This window comes from Plantactinospora siamensis (assembly GCF_042434095.1).
Classification (GTDB): Bacteria; Actinomycetota; Actinomycetes; order Mycobacteriales; family Micromonosporaceae; genus KBS50.
On record NZ_JBHLUE010000011.1, the window covers coordinates 547,158 to 572,181 of the forward strand.

A 25,024-nucleotide genomic window follows, 5' to 3' on the forward strand; every position below is an offset into this window, starting at 1 on the left:
CCCGCCGACGACCGCCGGGGCACCGGCCGCCACCAGGCCGAGGACGACGATCCCGAGCATCGGCGTGGCGGCGGCGCGGTGTCCCCCATGGCTCCTCCCTGGCGTGGCCGGCGGTGAGTGCGGCCGGCGGTGGGTGCGGCCGGCGGTGGCTCAGCCGGTGAGGGTGATGGTGACGGTGGTGCTGCTGGCCCGGCCCTGTTCGGTGACGCGGTAGCCGAACCGGTCGGTGCGGCCGTGGTTGGCCCGGGGCGTGTAGAGCACCGTGCCGGTCGGGGTCACCCGGGCGGTGCCGGACGCCGGTTGGGTGGTGATGGTGACCCGGTAGTCCGGCCCGACGTAGTCGTTGGCCAGCACCGGGATGAGGGTCGGCCGGGTGCCGGTGACGGTCGCCTGATCCGGCCTGGCCGACGGCGCCGGGATGAACTGGCTGGCGCCATTGTTGATGAAGTACTGCACGGCGCCGGTCTGCCGGTTGGTGGTGCGGATGTCCGGCAGGTTGTCGCCGCCCACGTACACCACCGCGGTGGACCAGGTCTGCTCGCCGACCGGGTCGGTCTGCAACTGCTGCACGGCGCCGTTGTCCCAGGCCACCACCACCCCGCTGGAGAAGTCGGTGCAGTTGGCGATGTAGCTGATCAGCGCGTCGGCCATCCCGTTGTGGTTCAGGTCCCGCACGGTGAGCTGGATCGGGGTGGCGCAGTACCGCTCCGGCCCCGGATAGAGCGTGCCCACCCCGGTGCTGAGAAAGGTCTGGTAGCCGGCCCCCTGGTCGGTCCACTCGTAGATGTCCTGCAGCCGGTCGTCGTTGAAGTAGGCCCGCCCGATGAAGCTCGGCTGCCAGATGGCCGCGGACGCGGCGATCGGCTTGAACAGCCGCAGGGTGAGCAGGTTGCGGTTGGCCGGCACCGAGGGCGGCGGCCCGTTGAACCAGGTGAGGACCACCTCATCGACGCCGTCGCCGAGGACGTCCGCGGCGGTGCCCATGTCCGGGCACGCCGGTCCCGGTTCGTCGTGCGGCAGCACCAGATAGACGTACGTCCGGGTGGGCTGGCCGCTGGCGGAGACCTTGATCTGGCAGTCGAAGGAGTCGCCGATCACCTCGCTGAGGGTGGCGGTGTCCGCTGTCCCGTCGCCGTTGAGGTCACCGACGATCGGGGAGCCGGGCCCGCCGGCCCGCGCCGGTTCGGCGGCGACGCCGAGCCCGCCGAGGGCCAGCCCGACGGCGATGGCGATGGCCAGGTTGATTGTCGTACGGGGGTGCCGGTGCCGACCGGCACCCCTGATCGTTCTCCACATGGCGCTCCCTCCATGTGTTGTGGGATGCCCGTGACCGGGCGGGGCCCGGGTGACCGGGCGCGCCGTCCCCCGGCCGTGCCGGTCGGCCGGGGGACGGGCGGCACCGGTCACCCGGTGATCCGGAGGCTGACCGTGGCGTCGCTGGTGCGCCCGTTCAGGGTCAGCCGGTAGCCGAACGAGTCGCTGCTGGGGTGTCCCGGTCCCGGGGTGTAGGCGACGGCGCGGCCGGCGGTGACCCGGGCCGTGCCGTACCGCGGCGGCCGGACGATGCTCACCGTGGTGGCCGGGGTGGCGTAGTCGTTGGCCAGCACGTCGAGCAGGCTCGACCGGTTGCCCGGGACGGTGAAGGACTCGTTGACGGCCCGGGGCGCCAGCACGAACCGGCCGTTGCCCATGTTGATGAAGATGTCGACCTGGCCGCTCTGGGTGCGCACGGTCCGCACGTCCGGGTAGCGGTCGCCGTTGGCATCGACGATGGTGGCGGTCCAGGTGCCCACGCCGGTGGGGTCCACGTGCAGCCGCTGGAACGTGCCGTCGTCCAGCACCACCACCACGCCGCTGGACCTGTCGTCGCACTGCAGGATGTACGTGACGAGCGCGTCCTGCTGCCCGTTGAGGTTGAAGTCCCGCAGTTGGACCCGATCCGGTACCGAGCACCACCGCTCCGGCCCCGGCTCGAGCTGCCCGGTCCCGTCGCTGACGTAGGTGACATAGCCCAGCAGCTGGTCGTTCACCTGGTACACGTCCCGCCCGCGGGGACTGAACCGGGCGGTTCCCATCCAGCTCGGCTGGAAGATCGTGTTCGCCACGAGCCCGAAGTCGGGCTGGAAGGTGTCGTGCCGCAGCACCAGCAGGTTGTAGGGCACCGTCCGGGGCGGGCCGGCGAACCAGGACACGGCCAGCTCGTCGAACCCGTCGTCGTTCAGGTCGACCGCCGTCCCGAGGTCCGGGCAGTTGACCACGCCGCCGGGTTCCAGCCCGGGCGCCAGGTAGACGTACGCGATCGGGAAGCCGAACCCGCCGCCGGGGGTGCCGTACCGGACGATCACCGAGCAGAGCGTGCTGCCCACCGTGCCGAGGAACGCCTCGTCGGGGTATGGGTCGGCGTTGTAGTGGCCGATGATCGGATCGCCCTGGCCGTGCGCGCCGGGCGGGCGCGGCCCGGGCGGTGGTGGCGGCACCGGGGCGGCGGCCGCCCCGACGGCCCGGCTCTGGCCGGCCCGCGCCTCGGCGGCCCGCGCCTCGGCGGCCCGCGCCTCGGCCGCCCGCGCGCGGGCCTCGGCCAGCGCGGCGTCGGCCTGGGCCGGCGACAGCACCAGCGGTTGGCCGGGGGCCAGGGTCGGCAGGCCGGCCAGGCCGGGCGCGCTGGGGCGGGGCGCGGCGGCGGAGGCCGGCCCGGCCGCCAGCATCATCAGCAGGACGACGGCCAACGCGGTGCCGGAGCGTCTGGGCATGGCGACCTCCCCGGTCAGCCGTTGGTCCGGATGGTGACGGCCGCGCCATGCCCGGCCATGACCCTGTTCGGCTCGGCCGTGACCGTGTTCGGCCCGGCCGCCAGGGCCGGTGCGAATGTCCCGTCACCCCGGCCGATGAAGTAGCGCACCCTGCCGGTCACCTGGTTCCGGGTGCGGACGTCGGCGATCCGGTCGGCGTTGGCGAAGACGAAGGTCGCGGTCCAGGTGGCCGTGCCCCGCTCGAGCTGCTGGACATGGCCGTTGTCCAGGATCACCACCACCCCGTTGGCGTGGTCCGTGCACCCCTGCCGGTAGGCCAGCAGCGCGTCCACCGCGCCGTTGCCGTTCAGGTCCCGCAGCCGCAGGCCCGGGGTGTAGGTCGAACACCACCGCTGCGGACCGAGTTCGACCACGGTGCCGTGGAAGATGTAGGGGGCGAAGCCACCCCGGCCGAGCGAGTAGGGCGTCGGGACGCCGCCCGGGGTGAAGACGGCCGTGTCCAGCAGCACCGGGGTGACCGGGGAGAGGAACGCGCTCAGCGGCCGGAAGCCGTGGCGACCGTCGTCGAGGATCAGCCGGTTGTAGCTCAGCGTCGCCGGCTGGCCCCGGCTCCAGCCGATCCACAGCTCGTTGGCCCCGTCGCCGTCCCAGTCGAAGGCGGTGCCGACGTCGGGGCACACCTCCGGACCGCCGTTGCGCACCGGGCGGAGATAGACGTACGCGCTGGGCGGCACGAAGAGCCCGGGCGGGGCCCCCGGAAACAGGATCACCGAGCAGTAGTTGGGGGCGGTGGCACCCAGGAACGCCTCGTCGACCAGGCCGTCGCCGGTCAGGTCGGCGACGATCGGCTGGTTCACCGCGCCGGCCCGGGCCGCGACCGGCACGCCCAGGGCTGCCGCGGTGGCGAGGGCCGTCAGCAGCGCGGCGGCGCGGACGCGGATCGACATGATCCCTCCCCGGAAGGGGGTCCGCCGGTGACCGGCGGCTATGTCACCGACGGTAATTCCATCTCGGGCAGGGCTCGATATGACTGACTGTGATCTGACACGCCACTCTTCGCAGTACTCCATACCGATCACCACGTCGGGCCGCCGGCGGTGCGCCGTACGCTGGAAAGGTGAGCCCGCGTCGCAACCGTCCCCGCCGGGAGGACCCGTCCCCGCTGGACGGCGACCGGGCCCGGCAGGGCGATCACGGCGTGCAGGCCTGGCGGGACGGCGAATGGCTGGTCCGCGGCATCTCCGGCGCGGCGGCCGTGAAGACGTACCGCTGTCCCGGCTGCGAGCAGGAGATCCGGCCCGGCGTGCCGCACGTGGTGGCCTGGCCCGCCGACGGCTGGGGCGACCCGGGTGACCGGCGGCACTGGCACGGCGGCTGCTGGCAGGCCCGCGACCGCCGCGCCCCTTCTGTGCAACGCTCCCGCAACGCCCCCCGCTACGGCTGACCCCCTGAAAGGAAGGGCCCCTTCTTATCGTTTTTGGTATAGGAAGGGCCCCTTCTTATCCTTGATCCGTGACCGCTATCCGCGCTTCCTCGATCCTGCCCGCCCGGCGGGATGATATTGAGCTGCACACGGCCGATGGGCTGCGCCTGGTGGGTGAGCTGGCCCTGCCGGCAGACCGGGACCCGGCCGCCACGATCATCTGCCTGCACCCGCTGCCCACCCACGGCGGGATGATGGACAGCCACGTCTTCCGCAAGGCCGCCTGGCGGCTGCCGGCGCTGGCCGACCTGGCGGTGCTCCGGTTCAACACCCGCGGCACCACCAGCGTCCGCGGCACCAGCGAGGGCGAGTTCGACAACGCGGTGGGGGAGCGGTACGACGTGGCGGCCGCCATCGAGTACGCCGAGTTCGCCGAGCTGCCCAACGTGTGGCTGCTGGGCTGGTCGTTCGGCACCGACCTGACGATCAAGTACGGCTGCGACCCGGCGGTGCGGGGCGCCATCCTGCTCTCCCCGCCGCTGCGCTTCAGCACCGAAACGGACCTCGCCGGCTGGGCGGAATCCGGCAAGCCGCTCACGGCGCTGGTCCCGGAGTTCGACGACTACCTGCGCCCGGACGCCGCCCGGGAGCGGTTCGCCGCGGTGCCGCAGGCCGAGGTGGTGGCCATGACCGGGGCCAAGCACCTGTGGGTGGGCGACGCCGAGAACGTGCTCGACGAGGTGGTCCGGCGGGTCAACCCGGCCGTGCCGGTGCCGCTGCCGCGCCAGTGGGACGGGCCGATGGAGACCGGGGACGCGAGCGCCTACGCCGACCGGACCGTGGCGTCCTTCGCGGATCGCCCCGTGCCCGGTCCGGTGCCCGAGGCGGGCGACGAGCCGGACTGACAGTTCCCCGCCACTTTCAACATATAGCGGAATGGGGGGCTTGCGGCAAGACCCCGGTGATGCCGCAGAATCGCCGGCCGAGGCCGCTACCGTGCGGAAATGGAAGCCGCGAAGCCACCGGCGCGCGCAGGGCTCACGGGCGGCCTCGGATCGGAGCCGATGCCGTGAAGCCGCTGACGACCAGCGCTTTTGATCTTCCCGACCGCCTCGCCCACAAGGCCGACCCGACGCTGATCGCGGCCGACGATCGGCACTTCGCCGCCGTCGCCGAGAGCATCGAACGGTCGGTGGCCGACCTGTCCGACCGCCTCGACGCCGAGCGCCGATCGCCCGCCGGCAAGGGCCGGCAGGCGGTGGAGCGGGACCAGGCCGTCCGCCGGCTGGCCGCCCGGCTGCGCGCCATGCGCCGCTTCGGCATCGACCTCTGCCTGGGCCGCATGGTGGCCGCGGACGATCCCGAGCCGGTGTACGTGGGGCGGCTCGGCCTCACCGACGGCACCGGCCGGCAGCTGCTGGTCGACTGGCGTTCGCCCGCGGCCGAGCCGTTCTTCGGGGCCACCCACGCCAACCCCATGGGGTTGATGAGCCGCCGCCGGTACCGGTGGACCCGCGGCCGGATCGGTGACTACTGGGACGAGGTGTTCACCCCCGACGGGCTGGCCGGGCACGCGGCGCTCGACGACCAGTCCGCCTTCATCGCCAGCCTCGGCGGCAGCCGGTCGGCCCGGATGCGGGACGTGCTTGGCACCATCCAGGCCGATCAGGACGCCATCATCCGGGCCGGCTCCCGGGGCGCGCTGGTCGTGGACGGTGGACCGGGCACCGGTAAGACCGTCGTGGCGCTGCACCGCACCGCGTACCTGCTCTATTCCGATCCCCGGCTGGGCCACCGCCGGGGCGGCGTGCTGTTCGTCGGCCCGCACCAGCCGTACCTGGCGTACGTGGCCGACGTCCTGCCCAGCCTCGGCGAGGAGGACGTGCAGATCTGCACCCTGCGGGACCTCGTCCCGGAGGGGCCCGCCGCGGCCGAGGAGACGGATCCGGAGGTGGCCCGGCTGAAGTCGTCCGCCGAGCTGGTCGGGGCGGTCGAGGCGGCCGTGCGGTTCTACGAGGACCCGCCGGCCACCGGAATGACGGTCGACGTCGGCGGGTCGGACCTGCGGCTGGGGGCCGACGACTGGGCCGAGGCGTTCGGCGCGGTGACCGGGATCCCGCACAACGAGGCGCGCGACGAGATCCTGGACGAGCTGGTCTCGATCCTGCTCGACCGGTATGACGGCGACGAGCCGACCGAGGAGGTCCGGGAGGCCCTGCGGCGCAACGGCGAGCTGCGTACGGCGCTGCACCGGGCCTGGCCGATGCTCGACCCGGCCGACATCGTCGCGGACCTCTGGTCGGTGCCCGCCTACCTGCGCCGGTGCGCGCCCTGGCTGGCCGCTGACGACGTACGCCGGTTGCAGCGCCCGGATGCGCGGGCCTGGACCGTGGCCGACCTGCCGTTGCTGGACGCGGCCCGGCTCCGGCTCGGCGACCCGGAGGTGTCCGGGCGGGAGCGCCGGCGCGCGACCGGGGTCGCCCTCGAGCGGGACCGGCGGGCCGCCGTCGTCGACGAGCTGATCGAGGCGCACACCTACGACGACGGGGAGGGCGTGCTGGCCAGCCTGCGCCAGCTGGACCTCCAGGACGCGCTGATCGACGAGGCCGGGCTGCCCGACGCCGAGCCGGACCGGCTTGCCGGGCCGTTCGCGCACATCGTGGTGGACGAGGCCCAGGAGCTGACCGACGCGCAGTGGCAGATGCTGCTGCTGCGCTGCCCGTCCCGGAGCTTCACGATCGTGGGGGACCGCGCGCAGGCCCGGCACGGCTTCACCGAGTCGTGGCGGGAACGGCTCGGCCGGATCGGGCTCGACCGGATCGAACTGGCCTCGCTGAGCATCAACTACCGGACGCCGACGGAGGTCATGGCCGAGGCCGAGCCGGTCATCCGGGCCGTGCTCCCGGACGCCAACGTGCCCACCTCCATCCGCGGCGGCGGCCGTCCCGTCGTCCGCGGTCGGGTGGCCGAGATGGACGGGATCGTCGCCGGCTGGCTCGCCGCGCACGCCGAGGGGACCGCCTGCGTCATCGCCGCGGCGAGCGCCGGGCCGGGGTCGTTCGCCCCGTCCGGCGCCGGGCCGACGTCCTTCGCCCGGTCCGGCGCCGGGGCGGCGTCCTTCGCCCGGTCCGGCGCCGGGGCGGCGTCCTTCGCCCGGTCCGGCGCCGGGGCGGCGTCCTTCGCTGGGTCGGACTCCGGGGCGGCGGCCCGGGACGGGTCCGGGTCGGCATCCCGGGTTCGGTGGCTGACCCCGGAGCTGGCCAAGGGTCTCGAATTCGACCTCGTGGTGCTCGTCGACCCCGAGGCGTTCGGCGCCGGCATCTCCGGCGCCGTCGACCGGTACGTGGCGATGACCCGGGCCACCCAGCAACTCGTCATCCTCACCAGCCGCTGACGCGCGCCACCAGCCCGCCCGCGCCCGCCCGCCCACGCGGCCTGGCGCCGTTAATAGGGGCCCCTTCCTATACAAAAAACGATAAGAAGGGGCCCTTCCTTCTCTAACTGTCGGCCCAGCGGCTGGAGTGGTCGCGGCCCCAGCCGGTGCGGGCGGCGGGGCGGCGGGCGGCCAGCTCGGCCAGCACCGTGAGAACGGCGTAGCAGGCGCCGGCGGGGAGCAGCCAGGGGCGGCGGAGCACCACGTCGGTCAGCCAGGACCCGGCGCGCATCGGCCGCACGTCCCGGCCGGTGCTGCGCAGCATGGCGTTGCCGGCCCGGACCCGGCCGAGCCGGCGGAGCAGATCCCGGGTCCGGCGCGGGGTGGCCACCACCGCCCGGCTGGTGAGCACCTCCTGCTTCTCTCCTGGCAGGAAGAGCGAGTCCAAGTAGAGATCGTCGGCCACCACCGGCGGGAAGACGTCGAAGCGGCGCCGGCCCTGCGCCGACACGGCGATCGCGCCGCGGCCGAACAGCGTGCCCCGGAAGGCCGGCAGCCGGCGGTTGATGGCGTAGTAGGCGCGTACCAGCAGGGGACGGCGGGTGGTGTCGAGGACCCGACGGGGCGCCGCGGCCAGGAACGGCGGTCGGCCGCCGCCCGCCGCGCCGACCCGGGCCAGCAGCGACCGGGCGTCCGCGGTGCCGAGCGCCACGTCCGCGTCCAGGTACAGCCGGGGAAACCGGGTGGCCACGGCGTCGCCGGCGTTCAGCGCGGCCGGCTTGCTGGCGGTCTCCAGCTCGAGCACGGTCACCCCGGGGAACAACCGGGCCACCGAGGCGGTCCCGTCGGTGCAGCCGTTGGCCACCACGACCACCTCGAACTCGTCGGCCCGGGCGTCGGCCAGCAGGGTACGCAGGGTGTGCCCGATCCGGGTCGCCTCGTCGTGGGCGGCGATCACCACGCTGCTCACCAGGGTGCCCGCCCGGTCAGCGCCCGGCGCAGCCGCCGGCCCAGGTTGTACCGCCGGAGCTTCCAGCCGTAGTAGTCGTCCAGATCGAGCGAGGCGGCCTGGACGATCCGGGCCGAGTGCGTCATCTGTTCGGTCCAGTCGGCGATCGTGCTGGCGCCCACCGCCCGAGCCGACAGCGGCGGCCGGGCCCGCAGGTCCGCGTCGGTGTGGTAAATCGTGTTGGGGCTGCGCGGGTCGTCCATGTGGTCCTCCCGGATGAACGGGTGGTACCAGCCGTTGATCCAGCCGGCCCGGGCGGTTCGCAGGCACCAGCGGGTGAACGACTCCTCGGGACGGAGTGGACCGACCTGCTCGAGCACGGCCCGCTTGAGCAGGTACCCGCTGCCCTGCACCCAGTGGTTGCGCAGCAGCCGGTGCCCGTGCGGGTAGTCGGCCAGCTTGCGGGCCGCGAGCTCGGGATCCAGGTCCTCCTCCGGGAACCGCCAGGCGCCGATCACGCCGAACTGCGGCACCTGCTCGTGCGCCCGGCGCAGCGTCTCCAGCCAGCCCGGCTGTTCCAGGCAGTCGTCGTCCACCTTGCTCAGGTAGTCGCCGCCCGCCTCCCGCCACAGCCAGTTGGTCGGCTCGCGCAGCCCCGGGTTGGCCGGGTCGTGGTGAAACCGGTGCAGCCGGTCCCGGTACGCCTGCACCGCCGCCAGCGTCTCGGCGTCGGTGCCGTTGTGCCAGACCCAGACCCGGGTGTCCGCCGTGGCCGTGTCGAGCAACCGGGGCAGGGAGAGCCGGACGTACTCCGGCCGGTTGTAGGTCACGAGCAGGATGTCGATGCCACCCATACGTTCCACCTTTCGTTGGCTTGCCGGACGGTCGCCCCCGGTGCTCACCCGTCCACCGCCCGGTTCATGCGTTCCGCGCGGGTCACCCGCCACAGCGCGCCGGCCAGCCCCAGCAGCAGGTGGAGGGTGAGGAAGTAGGTCGTGTAGTAGAAGGCGTCGAACGTGAACGCGCTGGCGGCCGCGACGCCGATGACCACCGTGAGCACGGCCGCGAGGTCGCGGTCCCGGGCCGACCGGGTGAACCGGCGGACCCGGCCGGCCAGCACGACGCCGCTGCCGAACAGCAGGACCAGCCCGGCCACCCCGACGACTCCGGTGGTCACCAGGTTCTGCAGCCACTGGTTGTCGAGCAGCTGGTAGAGCTCCGGCAGCCAGGTGCCGGTGCCCCGGCCGAACCAGGGCCGCTCCCGGATGAACGGCAGCACGTACGCGTAGTCCTCCGTACGTCCCTGGATGCTGGGGTCCTTCTCGCCGGCGAACAGCAGGGCCCGCAGCGTGGCCAGCAGGCCGGGCCGGGCCACCTGGACCCCCGCCGCCACGAACACGCCGGCCGCCAGGACGTTGGCCGTGGTCCGCAGCGGCCAGGTGCACCCGAGCAGCAGCACCGCGGCGGCCAGCGCCAGCACGCCGGTCCGGGACAGCGAGATCGGGATGACCGCGGCCTGCAGCAGGGCCAGGACGGTGAAGACCTGCCGGTCCCGGCGCGCCGGCGCGAACCGGGCCAGGTGGATGGAGATCACCAGACCGATCACCATGAGCACGCTGAACTCGATGTAGTGCCCGGCCGTTCCGGCCACCCGGAACAGCCCGGCGCCGCCGCGATCGACGAGGCCGACCAGATCCCGCTGGAACACCAGCAGCGGAGGCAGCCGGATCGACTCGGTGAAGTCGCGGTGCAGGACGAACTGGCCGAGCGCGACCACCGCCATGAACGCGCAGCCCCAGCAGAGCCAGCGCAGCACCCGGTCGATGCCTGCCCGGGTCAGCACCCCGTCGGCCGCGCAGAGCAGCACGCCCGCGCCGGCCAGCGCCAGCAGGATGCTCCGGTCGGCGCCGTTGGACTCCAGCGCCGGCATGCCGCGGGACTGCGCGGCAAGGTATGACGCGCCCACCGTGGTCAGGTAGCCGGTCAACGCCCACCGCATCGGCTGTCGGCCGTGGGTCGCCAGCCGCGGATGCAACCGGGTCAGCGCCCACCAGACGAACAGGACCAGGGCCAGCAGTACGCCGGGCCGGCCGATCGCGGCCAGCGGCGGAAAGATCAGCCGGGTCGGCAGCAGGTAGCAGAGCAGCAGCGTCAGGATCAGCCCGCCGGTGGCGTCCGGGGCGCGGCGTACCGTCGGGACCAGGCCGTCGTACACGGTCGCCGTCCGGCGGACCGCCCGCCCACCCACCGCATGCCTCCCGGCGTGCCCGACCGTCCCGGGGTCCGTCCCGACCGTCCCGGGGTCCGTCCCGGCCGTCCCGGCCGTTCCGGGGTCCGTCCCGGCCGTTCCGGGGTCCGTCCCGGCCGTTCCGGGGTCCGTGCCGGCCGTGCCGGCCGTGCCGGCGTACCGCGTGGCCGTGTCGGCGGGCCGGCCGGGGGCTCCAGCCTCAGCGGCCATCCCGACCCGCTCGCCGGACCGTGGTGAGCACGATCGTGTCGTCCGGTGTGGGCGGCGTGCCCCAGCCCCGCTGCTCCGGCGGCGGGCGGTGGCCGAGGTACGGCCGGTCCCGCTCGTCGCTCGTCGGCGCGGGCGGCCGGGGCGGCGCCGGAACCGGTCCGGGTGGCGGCCCCGGAGGGACCGGGGCCGGTCCCGGTGGCGCCGGAACCGGCGGCGCCGGCGCGGGTGGCGCCGGATACGCGGAGTGGGCCGGCGCCGGATACGCGGCCGGTGGCGCGGGGTACGTCGAGGCCGGTGGCGCGGGGTACGTCGAGGCCGGTGGCGCGGAGTACACCGAGGCCGGTGGCGCGGAGTACACGGGCGGTGGGAGCACGGGCGCCCGGCCCGGCGCCGGCCGTTCGGGCTCGACCGGCATCGAGCGCGCGATCGGTTCGCGGTCGGGCGGCGCCAGGTGGGCGGGGGTCGCCCGATCCGACGGCGCCAGGTGGGCGAGCGGCGCCTCGGGAACCGCCGCCGCGGCGATGCCGGCGGATGCCATCGCGGTCGGCACGGCGCCCCGCTGATCGGCGGCGCCGGGTTGGGCAGCGGCGCTGGGTTGGGCAGCGGCGCTGGGTTGGGCGGCGGCGCTGGGTTCGGCGGCGGGGTCGGGTTGGGCGGCGCTGAGTTGGGCGGCGGCGTTGGGTCTGGCGGCGGCCCGGACGGTGGATCCGGCGCCGAGCGCGGGCGCGGCGCCGAGGGCGGGCGGGTCGATCCTGGGCGGATCGGCGTACCCGCCCGCTGCCGCCCGCTGCCGCCGGGCCCGCCGGTCCGACCGGTGCCGCAGCGCGGCATCGAGCACGGCCGCGCAGATCGCCGCGACCAGCAGCCCGAGCACCAGCACCACGATCTGGGCCCGCAGCACGTTGGAGCGGGACTGGGTGATGTCCAGGCCGGCGTCCAGCACCTTCGTGGTGATCTGCTCGCCCGGCCGCGGCCGGTACTCCTTCTGCCGGGCCGCCACCTCGGCACTGATCAGGCTCGTCACGGCGGTCACCGTGGCCAGCGCCCGCTCGCGGCTGGCTGCGGTGACGTCGACGGTCAGGATGGACGTGCGGGTCACCACGCCGACCTTGTAGTCCGGCCGCCCACCGGCCGCCACCACCCGGTCCTGCGCCGGGTGGGCCGAGACGGAGATCTGCACGGCCTGGGCCATCTGCTCCTCGCCGACGGCCAGCCACGGGTTGCCCGGCTGCGGCTTGGCCCCGCGCTCCGGCTCCGGCCGGGGGGTCGTCGGGGGCACGAGCACGATCGCGGCCGTGGTCTTGTACTCCGGATCGATCCGCTGGCCGACCAGCATGGCGCCGGCCAGGGTGGCGAGCACCACCGGCACCGTCACGTACCACCGCCGGAGCAGGAGCTTCAGCAGGTCGAGCAGGTCCATCCGGAGTCCCTTCGATGGGCGAAACGGCGCGGTTCGGCGACGGCGGTCACGGTCGACCCGGCGGTCACGGTCGACCCGGCCGTCACGGTCGACCCGCCGGTCACGGTTGACCCGGCGGTCTCGGTCGACCGGCCGGTCCTGGTTGACCCGTCGGTCATGGTGAGTTCGGTGGTCACGGTGGGCTCGGCGATCAGGCCCGGGTGGGCGGCGTCGGCGTACCCGCGCGGTCGCCGGCGTGCCCGTCCCGCTGGCCGGCCGGATGCGGTGCCGGTGCCCGGCGGCCGTTCGCGGGCGGCGGGACCGGGGCGGTCGGGCCGGGCGCGCCGCCGAGCAGTCGCCGCCACAGGTCCAGATAGGCCACCGACTGGTGATCCCAGGCCAGCTGGTGCCGGAAGCGGCGGCGGGCCACGTCCCGCATGGCCGCCCGGGCCTCATGATCGTCGAGCAACCGGTCCAGCGCCGCCGCCAGCTCATCGGGAGAACCGGTGGGGACGTAGACCGCGGCCCCCGCGGCCGTACGCCGGGTCTCGAGCAGGTCGACGGCCACCACGGGCAGGCCGCGGGCCAGGTATTCGACGGTCTTGGCCATGGTGGACAGGTCGGCCATCCGGGTCGGCGGGTCGGGCTGGATGCCGATGGAGGCGAGCCGCAGCAGCCCGTCCACGGCGTCGGAGTCCAGCCACCCGGTGAACCGGACGACCTGGTCGAGGCCGCGCTCGGTGGCGAGCCGGTGCAGGTCGGGCAGGCTCTCCCCGTCGCCGGCGATCACCATCCGCCAGTCCGCCGCGCCGCGCCGCCGCGCCAGCCGCTCGGCCGCGAGCACCGCCGCCGCCACGTGGTCCTGCGGGTTGATGACCCCGAGATACACGATCAGGTGCCGCGGATCCGGCGTCGCCGGCGGCCGGTCGTCGCCGGCAGCCACCTCGGCCAGCGACGGTCCGTTGCGGACCACCACCACCCGGTCCGGGTCGCAGCCGCCGCGCCGGATGGCCAGATCACGGTACGACTCGTTGGTGGCGATCACCGCGGTGGCGCAGCGCCACGACAGCCGTTCCATGGTCAGCAGCACGCGCAGCACCGCCGGATTCGGCCGGTCGGTCTTGCACGCGTACAGCTCGGGGCTGAGGTCGTGGTGGTCGAAGACGAAGGGCCGGTCGAGCGCCCGCATGAGCAGCGCCAGCACCCAGAACACGTCCGGCGGGTTGCAGCTCTGCACCGCGTCCACCCGGTCGGTGAGCAGCAGCGTCACCAGCCGCGCGATGACCGCGAGCAGCGCCCAGCCGAATTCGGCCGCGAACGACAGCAGGCCGCCGCCGGCGAACGGTTGCGGGAACGAGCGGATCCGGGTCGCGGCCGTGCCGGGCAGCCGGGTTGGCCGGTCGGGTCCTCGGGGGCAGATCACGGTGGCCCGGTAGCCGGCCGCCTCCAGCGCCTGGCATTCCCGGATGACCCGGCGGTCCCGTTCCGCGGGCAGGTTCACGACCACGATGACGATGTGCCTAAGCAGCTCAGCCATTAACCGCCTCACATTTCGTCCGCTCCCAGGACGGCAGGCGATCCGGATTCGGAATCCGTTCTCGGCAACGCCCGAGGAAAGAGACTGCGCCATCCGTGGGGGCTCGGGCAAGGACCATTGCACATTGTTAATGTCATTTTCCTTACATCGTGATAGACGACATGACCAGGTAATACATCCAACGCAGGAGTTGGCTGTGGCCGATTGTGAAAGTTGCGAAAAGGCGATGCGCATTCGCGATTGAAATTGCGAATCAAACTCGAAAGGACAGCCGCAATTTTCACCACCCCGGCCGTAAGCGCCGGTTAGTTCGGTGCGATCGCCGGTCGCTCCGGGCTTTTCCGGCAGCGCCTTCCGGCCTCGTACGCCTCGGCCGGCGGCGAATGGCGCCGCGGCCGCCCGCGTTCGTGCCGGGCGGGCCGCCGATCGGGGTCGAAGATGTGTCCCGACGGCCCGCGCCCGCCGTCGGCGTCCCGACAGCCCACCCCGCTGACCTGCACCGATGCTGGTTCACAGGCTCCGCCGGCGGCACCGGCGGGCGGCGGATGGAGGAACGTGATGACCGCTCCACGGCGCAGGATCGCCCAGGCACTCGGTTGCGTCCTGCTGGCCGCGACGCTGCTCGCGCCCGCCGCCGACCGCGCCGCGGCGCCGCCCGGCGGGTCCGCCGTGGCACCGCTGACCCGGGCCGCCTCGACCGCCACCACGGTGCCGCCCGGCTTCACCGAGCAGATCGTGTTCAGCGGGCTCACCCTGCCCACCAAGCTGGTCTTCGCCCCGGACGGCCGGGTGTTCGTGGCGCAGAAGAACGGCGTCATCAAGGTCTTCGACAGCCTCACCGACCCGAGCCCGACGGTCTTCGCGGACCTGTCCGCCGAGGTCTACAACTACGAGGACATGGGCATGATCGGCCTGGCCCTGCCGCCCGGCTTCCCGGCCGACCCGTACGTCTACGTCAGCTACACCTACGACGGGCGGATCGGCGGTACGGCGCCGACGTACAACGACGCGTGCCCGAGCATCGGGAACTGCATCACCAGCAGCAGGGTGTCCCGGCTGCGCGCCGCCGGGGACGTGATGACCGGCGCCGAGCAGGTGCTGCTGCACGACTGGTGCCAGCAGATCGAGAGCCACTCGATCGGCGACCTGCACTTCGGGCCGGACGGCGCGCTCTGGATCAGCGGCGGCGAGGGCGCCTCGGCCACCTTCGTGGACTACGGCCAGGCCGGCAGCCCGAGCAACCCGTGCGGTGACCCGCCCGCGCCGACCGGCGGCGCCATGACCCCGCCCACCGCCGAGGGCGGGGCGCTACGGGCGCAGGATCTGCGTACTCCGGGCGATCCCACCGGGCTGTCCGGGACGCTGATCCGGGTCGACCCGGCAACGGGGGCGGCCCGGCCGGACAACCCGATGGCCGCCAACCCCGACCCGAACGCCCGGCGGATCCTCGCGTACGGGCTGCGCAACCCGTTCCGCTGGACGTTCCGGCCCGGCACCCGGGAGGTGTGGGCCGGGGACGTGGGCTGGCGCACCTGGGAGGAGATCGACCGGCTCGTCGACCCGATGACCGCGCCGGTACGGAACTACGGCTGGCCCTGCTACGAGGGGAACAGCCGGCAGAGCGGGTACGACGCCGCCAACCTCAACCTGTGCGAGACCCTGTACGGGGCCGGCGCCCCGGCCGTGGTGGCGCCGTACTACACGTACCAGCACAGCCAGCAGGTGGTGCCGGGGGAGACCTGCCGCACCGGCGGCTCCTCGCCGAGCGGCGTGGCCTTCTATCCGGGCACCGGCGGCGGATACCCGGCCGGGTACCCGAACGCGCTGTTCTTCGCCGACTACTCCCGGGGCTGCATCTGGGCCATGCGCGCCGGCAGCAACGGGCTGCCCAACCCGGCCGACATCGTCTCCTTCGCGCCCAACGCGGCCACCCCGGTCGACCTGGAGATCGGGCCCGAGAACGACCTGTACTACGCCGACCTTGCCGGCGGGACGATCCGGCGGTTCCACTACACGGCCGGCAACTCTCCGCCGGTGGCCGCCGTCACCGCCACCCCCACCTCGGGCAACGCGCCGCTGACCGTTTCCTTCGACGGCTCCGGGTCCTCCGACCCGGACGCCGGCGACCTGCTCAGCTACCAGTGGGACTTCGACAACAACGGCTCGGTGGACGCCACCGGCCCGACGGCCACGCACACCTACCCGACGGCCGGCAGCTGGACGGCCCGGCTACAGGTGACCGACAGCGGCGGCCGGACGGCCACGGCCAGCACCCAGATCCTGGTCTCGGTCGGCGGACCCGTGCCGGTGATCGACAATCCCACCGCGGCCCTGCGCTGGGTGGTCGGCCAACGGATCGCCTTCGCTGGGCACGCCACCGACCCGCAGGACGGCACGCTGCCGGCCAGCTCGCTGTCCTGGCAGCTGATCAACCGGCACTGCGACCTCACCGGCAGCTGCCACACCCACGTGGTGCTCACCTCGACCGGGGTGGCCAGCGGGAGCTTCCTGGCGCCCGACCACGAGTACCCGTCGCACCTGGAGCTCACCCTCACCGCCACCGACTCGGCCGGGCTGACCGGCAGCACCACGGTGCGGCTGGATCCGCAGACGGTGAACCTGATGGTGGCCAGCACGCCGGCCGGGCTCCGGGTCGACGTGAACGGGGCCGAGCGGTACACCCCGGCCACCGTCCCGGTGATCGTGGGCTCCACGAACACCATCGGCACCCCCAGCCCGCAGGTGGCGCTGGGCGCCACGTACTCCTTCGTGGGGTGGTCCGACGGCGGCGCGCAGACGCACGTGATCACCGCGCCCGCGACGGCCACCAGCTGGACCGCGGCCTTCACCAGCACGGCCGGCTGCTCGGACGGCTTCGGCTACACCTGCGCGACGGCGAACGGCCAGCCGTTCCTGCCGGCCGACGGCACGGTGCTGCCGCTGACCGGCGACGACGCCGTGGCCACGGTGCCGCTGCCGTTCCCGGTGCCGCTCTACGGGCAGGCGTACGGGTCGGCGTGGATCTCCACCAACGGCGTCATCTCGTTCACCGACCCGGCGGGGTCGTCGCCGATCAACGGACCGATCCCGGCCGCCCCGGCGCCCAACGCCGCCCTCTACCCGTTCTGGGACGACCTGCGGGTGTGGTCGGACTCGAGCGTCCGGACCGCGGTGCTCGGCGCGGCGCCGGACCGGCGGTTCGTGGTCGAATGGCGCAACGTCGGCTACTACGGGTCCGCCTCGGCCCGGTTGTCGGTGGAGGCGGTGATCGACGAGAGCGGGCGGGTCACCTTCAACTACGCCGGGCTCTCCACCAAGGACACCCGGGAGCAGGGCGACAGCGCCACCGTCGGCATCGAGAACGCCGCCGGCACGGTCGCGCTGCAGTACTCGCTGAACCAGCCGGTGCTGGCCGACGGGCGGGCCATCACGTTCACCCCGCCCGGCACGCCGCCGGGCAGCACCGGCACGGTCGCCGGGTCGGTCATCGACGCGGCCACCGGCGCGCCGATCGAGGGCGCGGCCGTCAACCTGAGCCCGGGCGGCCGGTCCGTGCTGACCGCGCCGGACGGCTCGTACGCCCTCGACGGCGTCCCGGCCGGGACGTACACGCTGTCGGCTACCGCGTCCGGCGGCCGCACCGCCACCGCGCCGGTCACGGTCCAGGCCGGCGGCACGGTACGGGTGAACCTCGCGCTGACCGGCACCCCGTCCCCGTCGCCCTCCCCGTCGCCCTCGCCCTCGGTCTCCCCGTCGAGGTCGCCCTCGCCCTCGGTCTCCCCGTCGCCCTCCCCGTCCACCTCGACGTCCCCGCCCGGCGGGTACGTCCGGACCACCGAGGCGCGGGCCTTCGTGCCCACCGACGGCGGCACGGTGCTGCCGCTCACCGGGGACGACGCGGTGACCCGGGTGACGCTGCCGTTCTCGATCCGCTTCTATGGCCAGACGTACGGCTCGGCCTGGGTGTCCAGCAACGGCGTGCTGTCGTTCGTCGATCCCGGCAGCACCGCCCCGGGCAACTCGTCACCGATCAACGCGGCCATCCCGGACCCCGCCTCGCCGAACGCGGCCGTCTGCCCGTTCTGGGACGACCTGCGGATCTTCACCGACGGCAGCGTCCGGACCACCGTGCTGGGCGCCGCGCCGGACCGCAGGTATGTGGTGGAGTGGCACAACGTCGCGTACTACGGCTCCGCCTCGGCGCGGCTCTCGTTCCAGGCGATCTTCGCGGAGAACGGCGAGATCTCCTTCAACTACGCCGACCTGTCCGCGACGGACGCCCGGGAGCGCGGCAACAGCGCCACGGTCGGGCTGGAAAATGCGGCCGGCACCGCCGCCGTCCAGCACTCGTACAACCAGCCGGTGCTGGTCAACGGCACGGCCGTGGTGTTCCGGCCGTCCTGAGCCGCTGGCGCGGGGCAACGGCGGCCGTCAGGTGGCCGGCTCGCACAACCGGTCCCGCACGGCGGACAGCTCGGCGGCGTCGAGACCGCCGCCGACAAGGTACGACTCGACACCGCCGTACCGCTGGGCCAGGTGGCGGAGGGAGTTGGCCATGGGCAGCGGCGAGCAGCCCTCGGTGCGGGCGTAGTCGGCGGCCACGTCGGCCGGAGCCACTCCTGCCGTGGACAGCAGCACCCCGACCAGCACACCCGTCCGGTCTCGCCCGGCGGTGCAGTGCACCAGCACGCCGCCGGGCGGCGCCCCGGCCACCATCCGGACCGCGTCCGCGATCCGGCGCCGGTAGTGGTCCAGCATCGGCGCGTAGCTGTCGGCCGGCGGATCGTACGGCAGCACGTCGTCGAGCACGGAGAGGTGACGGTAGACCGGGTCGGCGGCGAACGGGCTGGGGAAGTCGGCGCACTCGCGCGCCCAGCGCAGATCGAGGATCAATGCCACCCCACTCGAGCGGATCGCCGCGACAGCGGCGGGCGTCAGCCGGTGATGGTCGTCCGAGCGCAGCAGCGCGCCCGGACGGGTCCGCCGCCCGTTGCCCGCGGGCAGGCCGGCCAGGTCGCGGGCGTTACGGCAATCCGGCCAGTCGAGTCGCATCGGCGGTCACCATCCTCTCCAGCACCGCCTCGCCGGCCCGGGCGGCCGCGCCGAACAGCTCGCGCAGCTCCCGAACCCCGGTCGCCATCCGGTTCATCAGCTCCGGAGTGGGCAGGGCCGGCCCCGGCTCGGGAGCGCGGCCCGGGAGCTCGTCGCGGAACCGGTCGAGCCATTCCTCGACCGGCACGGTGACCAGGAACTCGGCGGCCTGCCGGACGAATTCCGGTCGCCAGACCCCGACCAGGTGCCGGTGATCCCAGTCCGGCGGGCCGGCGGCCAGCCACCGGGCCGTGCCCGCGTGCCGGCTCCCCGCCGCCCCCAGCCGCAGCAGCTCGCCGAGCAGGGCGCCGCAGTCCTGGACCAGCACGAGGCGCGGGTCGGCGGCGCGGCCCGCCAACTCCGCGCCGAGTTCGACCGGCACCAGCCCGCTGAGCTGGCGCGGGCCGAGCCCGCTGATCGCCCCCTCCGCTATCCGCCGCCAGAAGGTGTCGACACCCATCCGTTCCTCCGTGCCCCGACGTCCTGTGTGGAGGGGCATCCTCGCATCCGCCACCGACAATTCCGTCGTGCCCGCCGGCTTGGCGGTTGCGTCGGTCCCTCCGCCAACCACGCAGCGTGACCCTGACGGCGACGGGGAATCAGCGACCGGACGGCGGGGGCGGCAACTGGCCATGCGCGTCCGGCCGGGAAGCCGGCGGCAGCGTCCCGGGCGGCGGCACGGGCGGCACCGCGAAGCGCCGCGGGTCGGGCGGCGCTGGGAGCCGCCGCGGGTCGGGCGGCGTCGCGAACCGGCGCGGGTCGGGCCAGCGACCCCCGCCGGGCAGACCGCCAGGGAGGCCGCCCTGGGCCGCCCGATGCTGCCGCACCAACTTGCTGAGGTAGATGAGCGCGGCCGTCAGCACGCCCAGATCGTCCAGGTAGATCGGATCGGGCAGCACGTCGATCGGGAAGACCGTGTAGATGAGCGCGCCGTAGAAGGCGAACTTGCCGGCCGCGCCCAACTCGGTAAGCATCCGGCGGGTGCGCCACACCCGGATCGCCAGGATGACCGCGCCCACGGCGCTGGCGAGGGCGATCAGGCCGCCGAGGGCCAGCAGGGCGAGCCATGCTTCGCGGGACATGCGTCAACGGTAAGCGAGACCCGCACCGCTCGCCCGGATGCGCCGCAGCCGGGCCGACACCGTACGCCGCAGCGGCCGGTCGGCGACCAGCAGCACGCCCCCGGCCACCAGCGTGGCCGCCCCGCCCAGGAGCAGCAGCCCGAGCACCGGATCCAGCCGGCCCACGCCGAGCCGGTCCGCCCCGGCCGGCACCGCCGCCGCCAGCGCGGCCGCCACCAGCGCGGGCAACGTGGGCAGGACGAACCGGCGCAGCGACGCACCGGCCGCCCGGCGCACCGTCACGTGCAGCGAGACCGCGTTGATGGCCAGCTGGAGCAGCACCCCGGCGGCGGCCACCCCGGCGGCCTGCGCGGGCGGGTGCGCGCGGCCCAGCAGGGTGCCGAGGGCCGCCAGCACCCCGGCGCCGATCAGCCCGCGGGCCCAGGTGAGCGCGGCCAGCCGGCCGGGCTGGCCGATCGCCTGGAGGGCCGGGCCGAGCAGCACCCCGTACACGTTGACGGCGCCGAACAGGCAGAGCAGCCGCAGCGGCAGCTCGGTGCCGGACCACTGGGGGCCGAGGAACCGCACCAGCGGGCCGGCCACCGCGGCCAGGATGCCGAGCACCGGCAGCCCGACCACGGCGCCGAGATGCTGGAGCCGGGCCAGGTGCCCGGCGAAGGCCGCCCGGTCGTTCTGCAGCCGGGACAGCGCGGGCAGCGCCACCTGCTGCAGCGAGCGCACGGTGATGTCGACGACCACGTCCGGCAGCCGGGCCGCCAACCGGTAGATGCCGGTGGCGACCGGGCCGAAGACCAGGCCGGTCACGATCAGGTCGACCCGGGAGCTGAGCATCGCGCCGAGCCCGGCGTTGGCCGAGTGCGCCGAGAAGCTCCACAGCTCGCGCAGCGCCGCGAACCGTGGCCGGCCGGTGGGGCGCCACGGGCAGACCAGCCAGAGCACCACGAGGCTGATGAAGGCGCTGGCGACCTGCTGACCGACCAGGGCCCACACGCCCGCGCCGGCGATCGCCAGACCGAGCCCAAGCATGCCGCTCAGCACGGCGGCCAGCAGCGTACGGATGGCCACCGAGCGGAACTGGAGGTCCCGCCGGAGCAGCGCCTCGGGCACGATGGACAGTCCCTGCAGCAGCACCATGGGGGAGAGCGCGATGGTGACCCCGGCCAGGCCCGGCTCCCGGTTGACCACCGCCCAGAGCGGCGCCACCGCGATGGTGAGCGCGGTGAGCAGCACGCCCGAGGCGGCGAGCACCGCGAACGCGGTGTCCACGTGGTCGCGGGTCAGCCCCTCCCGCTGCACGATGGCGGCGGTCAGACCCTGCTGGAGCACGGTCTGCACGATCATGATGAGCACCGTGCCCATGGCCACGATGCCGAACTCCTCCGGGCCGAGCAGCTTGGCCAGCAGGAAGGTGACCAGCACCGACGAGCCGAACCGGCCGGCCGTGAGCAGGTACGACCAGCCGATGGCCGCGCGTACCCGCTCCTGGTGGCCGCCGGCCCAGTCGGCCGCGGCCTGATCGTCCCCGGCGGTGCCGGTCGCCGCCTCCGCCTCCGTCATGCCGCACCACTGGGAAGCGCGGCGGTCGGCGGCCGGCGCCAGTGTCTGCGGCGCCAGGCGCCGAGTCGGACGCGGGCCCGGCGCACCTCCCAGCTCGCCAGGAAGGCCGCCGCGCAGCTGATCCGGGTGCCGCGCGGCGCGTCCCCGGTGGCCAGCGTGCGCAGCGTCTCGACCACCATCCGCCGGTGCGGCGACCGGACCGGCTGCGCCGGCTCGTCGGGGGCGTACCAGGCCACGCCCGAGGCGGTGGAGCCGGTGGCGCCCGCGGCCTGCCGGGTGGAGGCGCGGTGCAGCCGGCGCAGGAACAGCCGCTCCGGCACCTCGTGGATGGCGCCCAGCCGGGCCACCTCGGCCACCAGGGTGTAGTCGGAGGAGAGATACGGCCGGATCAGCCCGGTCCGGCGCAGCGCCGCGAGCCGGAACACCCCGAAGTGGGCGTGGCACAGGTTGATCCGGTCGGCCACCGCGGCCACCCGGCGCCACGGGCGCGGGTCGCGCAGGTCGAGGCCGTCCTCGTACGGGCCGATGAGCCGCCCCGCCTCGTCGATGAGCGCGGTTTGCGGGTAGGCCAGCACGGTCTCCGGGCCGGTCGCGTCCAGCGCCGACACGCAGGCGCTCAGCAGGCTCGGCCGGCAGATGTCGTCATACGCGGCCCACTTGAACAGCTCGCCGCGGGCGAGCTGGACCACCCGCGCGTAGTTCACGTGCCCGCCCAGGTTCGCCGGATTGCGGTGCAGCCGGATCCGCCGGTCCCGGGCCGCGTACCGCCGGCAGATCTCCCAGGTGCGGTCGGTGGAGGCGTTGTCGCTGATGATCAGCTCGAAGTCGCGGTAGTCCTGCGCGAGCAGCGCGTCGAGGCTTTCGGTCAGATACCGCTCGGCGTTGAACAGCGGCATCCCGACGGTCACCCGGGGGGACCCGGCCATGGCTCTCTCCTTCAGGCGATCAGCAGCTCGGGGGCGAGGCCGAGGCCGCGCAGCGCGGCCGCGATCTCGGTCCGGTACGCCGGATTCGTGATGACCACCGCGCCCGGGTCGATCCCGGCGAGCGTGTCCGGCGGGTCCACCCGGTGCCCGGTCACCGGCAGGTAGCGCCCCCACTTGCGGGGGTTCACGTCCACCACGGCCGCCAGCCGGCGTTCCGGGTCGACGAGGTTGAGGAACTGCACGCCGCGGGACCCGGCGCCCCACAGCGCCGGCCGGTCGCCGGCGGCCGCGAGCCGGGCCAGCGTGGCCCGCCAGCGCCGCCGCTGCGCCGCGTGCCGGTCGGCGAAGCCCGCCACCGCGGCCAGCTGCCGGTCCCGGTCGCCCGCGGCGGGCAGCCGGGGCGGTACGTCCGGCGCCGGCGCGTTGGCGGAGATCTCCACGTACCGGAACATCCCGCCGAACAGCGGCCCGGTGGCCAGCACCCGCCAGCCGGCCCGCTGCACCAGCCGGCACAGGGGATAGCCGGCGAAGTAGGACACGTGCGGGTAGATCACCTCCCACCCGGCCGTGGCCAGGTCGTACTCGGCGTCCGGCACCTCCAGGTAGCCGTACACCGGCCGGGCGCCGGCCAGCTCGCGCAGTCGGACCAGGAAGCCGTACGGGTCGTCCAGGTGCTCCAGCCAGTGCCGCGAGGTGACCAGGTCGTAGTCGGGCAGCCGCCCGTCGAGCGGGGCGTGGCCGCGGTGCAGCACCGCGCCGGACGGGTCCGGGCCCTCCGGGCCGGCGTACATGGCGTCGTACCCCACGCCCCGGCAGCCGGCCGTCCGGCACAGCTCGCGGAGAAACTCGCCCTGCCCGCAGCCGACGTCCAGCACGGTGCCGCCGACCAGCGGATACCGTCCGGCCAGCCGGTGGACCAGGTCGGTCGAGAACGCCTGGAACGCCGGCGAGTGGTGCAGGTTGGTGTCCATCGAGGTGTCGTAGTTCAGCGCCGCCGGGTCGAACGCGACGTTCCGGACGTACGCGCAGTCCGGACAGACGGCCAGCCGGATGCGGCCCAGCGGGGAGGCGAGCGCGGCCGCGCGGTCCGGCCAGTGCACCCCGCACTCCACCGGCACCGAACCGAGGTCGGCCACCGGCGCCAGCGGGCCACCGCCGCAGGCCACGCAGCTCCGGTCGCGGCCGGCGGAGTCAGGGCCGCGGCCGGCGGCCGGGTCCGGGTCGTGCCGGGTCGCCGGGTCGCGGCCGGCGGCCGGGTCCGGGTCGCGGCCGGCGGCCGGGCGGTCGCCGGTCCGGCCCGCACTGCGCGGTACGACGCCGGCCGTGCTGCCGGGCTCGGCCCCGGTCACCCGATCCACCGCAGGCCCGGGCCGAGCCGGCCGGCGGCGCGCAACTCGCGGATCCGGGCCAGCCGCTGGTATCGGTCGCGCACGTCGGGCAGGGTCAGGCCGTGCCGCCGGTACGCCTCGACCAGCTCCTCGATCCCCTTGCGCAGCGTCCACCGGGGACGGAAGGCGGGCACCTCGGCGGCGATCCGCCCGCAGTCCACCCGGTAGTCCCGGGCGTCGGTGCCGGCGCCGGCCGCGAAGGTCACCCGGGAGCCGTCGACGACCTCGGCCACCATCGTGGCCACGTCCCGGATGAGGTGGTTCTCGCCGGTCGTGCCGACGTTGTACGCCCGGCCGTGCACCACCTCCCGGGGCGCCTCCAGCAGGGCCAGCATGGCCTGCCCGATGTCCTCGGCATGCACCAGCGGGCGCCATGCGGTGCCGTCGGAGAGCAGCCGCACCTCGCCGGTGAGCAGCGCGTGCGCCACGAGGTCGTTGACCACCAGGTCGGTGCGCAGCCGGGGGGAGAAGCCGTACGCCGTGGCGTTCCGGGCGAAGACCGGGGAGAAGTCGTCGCCGGCCAGGGCCAGCAGGTCCCGTTCGGCCGCCACCTTCGTCTCGCCGTAGACGGTCAGCGGGGCGAACCCGGCGTCCTCTGTGAGCGGAGCGAACCGGCCAGCATCTGTGAGCGGAGCGAACCGGCCAGCATCTGTGAGCGGAGCGAACCGGCCAGCATCCGTGAGCGGAGTGTCCTGCTGACCCGCGCCGTAGAGGCTGCAGGAGGAGGCGAAGACGAACCGCGGCACTCCGGCGGCCCGGGCCGCCCGGGCCAGCCGCAGGGTGGCCCCGTGGTTGATCTCGACGGTGAGGTCGGGATCGAGGTTGCCCAGCGGGTCGTTGCAGAGCGCCGCGAGATGCACCACGGCGTCGAAGCCGGCGCACTGCTCGGGGCCGACGTCCCGAACGTCCATCCGGGTCGTGGGGACCTCGGCCGGCGGCGGCCCGAGCAGGCGGTCGGCGTACAGGTCGGTGTCGAGGCCCGCCACCTCGTGGCCGGCGGCGGTGAGCAAAGGCGTCAGGACGCTGCCCAGATATCCGTGGTGCCCGGTGACCAGTACGCGCACGGCGCGCCCTCCCATCCTCGGCGGGCG

General features: G+C 74.4%; 19 protein-coding genes. 4 read left to right on the forward strand and 15 right to left on the reverse strand.

Going from position 1 to position 25,024, the window contains the following annotated elements; genetic code table 11:
• Window positions 1-150: 150 nt before the first annotated feature.
• From ACFFHU_RS15545 to ACFFHU_RS15555, 3 genes are all read right to left on the reverse strand, one after another.
• Window positions 151-1,296: an Ig-like domain-containing protein gene (locus tag ACFFHU_RS15545; RefSeq protein WP_377339419.1), complete on the reverse strand. Its 1,146-nt coding sequence runs from the start codon at window positions 1,294-1,296 to the stop codon at window positions 151-153.
• A 107-nt stretch (window positions 1,297-1,403) separates the two neighbouring features.
• On the reverse strand, window positions 1,404-2,750 hold the full coding sequence (locus ACFFHU_RS15550; RefSeq protein ID WP_377339421.1) for an Ig-like domain-containing protein: 1,347 nt from the start codon (window positions 2,748-2,750) through the stop codon (window positions 1,404-1,406).
• A 14-nt stretch (window positions 2,751-2,764) separates the two neighbouring features.
• The gene (locus tag ACFFHU_RS15555; RefSeq protein WP_377339424.1) at window positions 2,765-3,697 is read right to left on the reverse strand and encodes a hypothetical protein; all 933 of its coding nucleotides are present in this window, start codon (window positions 3,695-3,697) and stop codon (window positions 2,765-2,767) included.
• 170 nt (window positions 3,698-3,867) lie between these two features.
• Here ACFFHU_RS15555 and ACFFHU_RS15560 point away from each other — a divergent pair, with 170 nt between their 5' ends.
• The 3 genes from ACFFHU_RS15560 to helR all read left to right on the forward strand — a co-directional run bounded on the left by ACFFHU_RS15560 (window position 3,868) and on the right by helR (window position 7,567).
• A complete protein-coding gene (locus ACFFHU_RS15560; protein ID WP_377339426.1) occupies window positions 3,868-4,194 on the forward strand; it encodes an Rv1322 family protein in 327 nt (108 codons plus the stop codon).
• Window positions 4,195-4,262: 68 nt separating this feature from the next.
• On the forward strand, window positions 4,263-5,078 hold the full coding sequence (locus ACFFHU_RS15565; protein ID WP_377339428.1) for an alpha/beta hydrolase: 816 nt from the start codon (window positions 4,263-4,265) through the stop codon (window positions 5,076-5,078).
• Window positions 5,079-5,242: 164 nt separating this feature from the next.
• Window positions 5,243-7,567 carry an RNA polymerase recycling motor ATPase HelR gene (gene helR, locus ACFFHU_RS15570; protein WP_377339430.1) on the forward strand — a complete coding sequence of 775 codons (2,325 nt, stop codon included), beginning with the start codon at window positions 5,243-5,245 and terminating at the stop codon, window positions 7,565-7,567.
• A 103-nt stretch (window positions 7,568-7,670) separates the two neighbouring features.
• On the opposite strand, the gene ACFFHU_RS15575 is transcribed toward helR, so the two are convergent.
• The 5 genes from ACFFHU_RS15575 to ACFFHU_RS15595 form a co-directional block, all read right to left on the reverse strand.
• Window positions 7,671-8,516 (reverse strand): glycosyltransferase, encoded by an 846-nt coding sequence (locus ACFFHU_RS15575; RefSeq protein WP_377339432.1) that lies wholly within the window; start codon window positions 8,514-8,516, stop codon window positions 7,671-7,673.
• On the reverse strand, window positions 8,513-9,349 hold the full coding sequence (locus ACFFHU_RS15580) for a glycosyltransferase (protein WP_377339434.1): 837 nt from the start codon (window positions 9,347-9,349) through the stop codon (window positions 8,513-8,515). Before ACFFHU_RS15580 ends, ACFFHU_RS15575 begins: the two co-directional genes overlap by 4 nt.
• A 44-nt stretch (window positions 9,350-9,393) precedes the next feature.
• On the reverse strand, window positions 9,394-10,743 hold the full coding sequence (locus ACFFHU_RS15585; RefSeq protein ID WP_377339436.1) for an O-antigen ligase family protein: 1,350 nt from the start codon (window positions 10,741-10,743) through the stop codon (window positions 9,394-9,396).
• A gap of 199 nt (window positions 10,744-10,942) precedes the next feature.
• Window positions 10,943-12,373: a hypothetical protein gene (locus tag ACFFHU_RS15590; RefSeq protein ID WP_377339438.1), complete on the reverse strand. Its 1,431-nt coding sequence runs from the start codon at window positions 12,371-12,373 to the stop codon at window positions 10,943-10,945.
• Between the two features lie 190 nt (window positions 12,374-12,563).
• Window positions 12,564-13,889 (reverse strand): glycosyltransferase family 4 protein, encoded by a 1,326-nt coding sequence (locus ACFFHU_RS15595; RefSeq protein ID WP_377339440.1) that lies wholly within the window; start codon window positions 13,887-13,889, stop codon window positions 12,564-12,566.
• Between the two features lie 558 nt (window positions 13,890-14,447).
• On the opposite strand from ACFFHU_RS15595, the gene ACFFHU_RS15600 reads away from it, so the two are divergent.
• A complete protein-coding gene (locus ACFFHU_RS15600; RefSeq protein WP_377339442.1) occupies window positions 14,448-18,293 on the forward strand; it encodes an NIDO-like domain-containing protein in 3,846 nt (1,281 codons plus the stop codon).
• Window positions 18,294-18,320: 27 nt separating this feature from the next.
• On the opposite strand, the gene ACFFHU_RS15605 is transcribed toward ACFFHU_RS15600, so the two are convergent.
• The 7 genes from ACFFHU_RS15605 to ACFFHU_RS15635 form a co-directional block, all read right to left on the reverse strand.
• The gene (locus ACFFHU_RS15605) at window positions 18,321-18,941 is read right to left on the reverse strand and encodes a tyrosine-protein phosphatase (protein WP_377339444.1); all 621 of its coding nucleotides are present in this window, start codon (window positions 18,939-18,941) and stop codon (window positions 18,321-18,323) included.
• Complete coding sequence (locus ACFFHU_RS15610; protein WP_377339446.1) at window positions 18,913-19,440, reverse strand: hypothetical protein; 528 nt, start codon at window positions 19,438-19,440, stop codon at window positions 18,913-18,915. Before ACFFHU_RS15610 ends, ACFFHU_RS15605 begins: the two co-directional genes overlap by 29 nt.
• Before the next feature lie 139 nt (window positions 19,441-19,579).
• The gene (locus tag ACFFHU_RS15615) at window positions 19,580-20,062 is read right to left on the reverse strand and encodes a YkvA family protein (protein WP_377339447.1); all 483 of its coding nucleotides are present in this window, start codon (window positions 20,060-20,062) and stop codon (window positions 19,580-19,582) included.
• Window positions 20,063-20,065: 3 nt separating this feature from the next.
• Window positions 20,066-21,619 carry a lipopolysaccharide biosynthesis protein gene (locus tag ACFFHU_RS15620; protein WP_377339449.1) on the reverse strand — a complete coding sequence of 518 codons (1,554 nt, stop codon included), beginning with the start codon at window positions 21,617-21,619 and terminating at the stop codon, window positions 20,066-20,068.
• Window positions 21,616-22,545, reverse strand: coding sequence for a glycosyltransferase family 2 protein (locus ACFFHU_RS15625; RefSeq protein WP_377339451.1), 930 nt, complete (start codon window positions 22,543-22,545; stop codon window positions 21,616-21,618). The genes ACFFHU_RS15620 and ACFFHU_RS15625 overlap by 4 nt, the downstream gene beginning before the upstream one ends.
• Before the next feature lie 11 nt (window positions 22,546-22,556).
• Window positions 22,557-23,894 carry a class I SAM-dependent methyltransferase gene (locus ACFFHU_RS15630; protein ID WP_377339453.1) on the reverse strand — a complete coding sequence of 446 codons (1,338 nt, stop codon included), beginning with the start codon at window positions 23,892-23,894 and terminating at the stop codon, window positions 22,557-22,559.
• A complete protein-coding gene (locus ACFFHU_RS15635; protein ID WP_377339454.1) occupies window positions 23,891-24,997 on the reverse strand; it encodes an NAD-dependent epimerase/dehydratase family protein in 1,107 nt (368 codons plus the stop codon). Before ACFFHU_RS15635 ends, ACFFHU_RS15630 begins: the two co-directional genes overlap by 4 nt.
• Window positions 24,998-25,024: the final 27 nt, after the last annotated feature.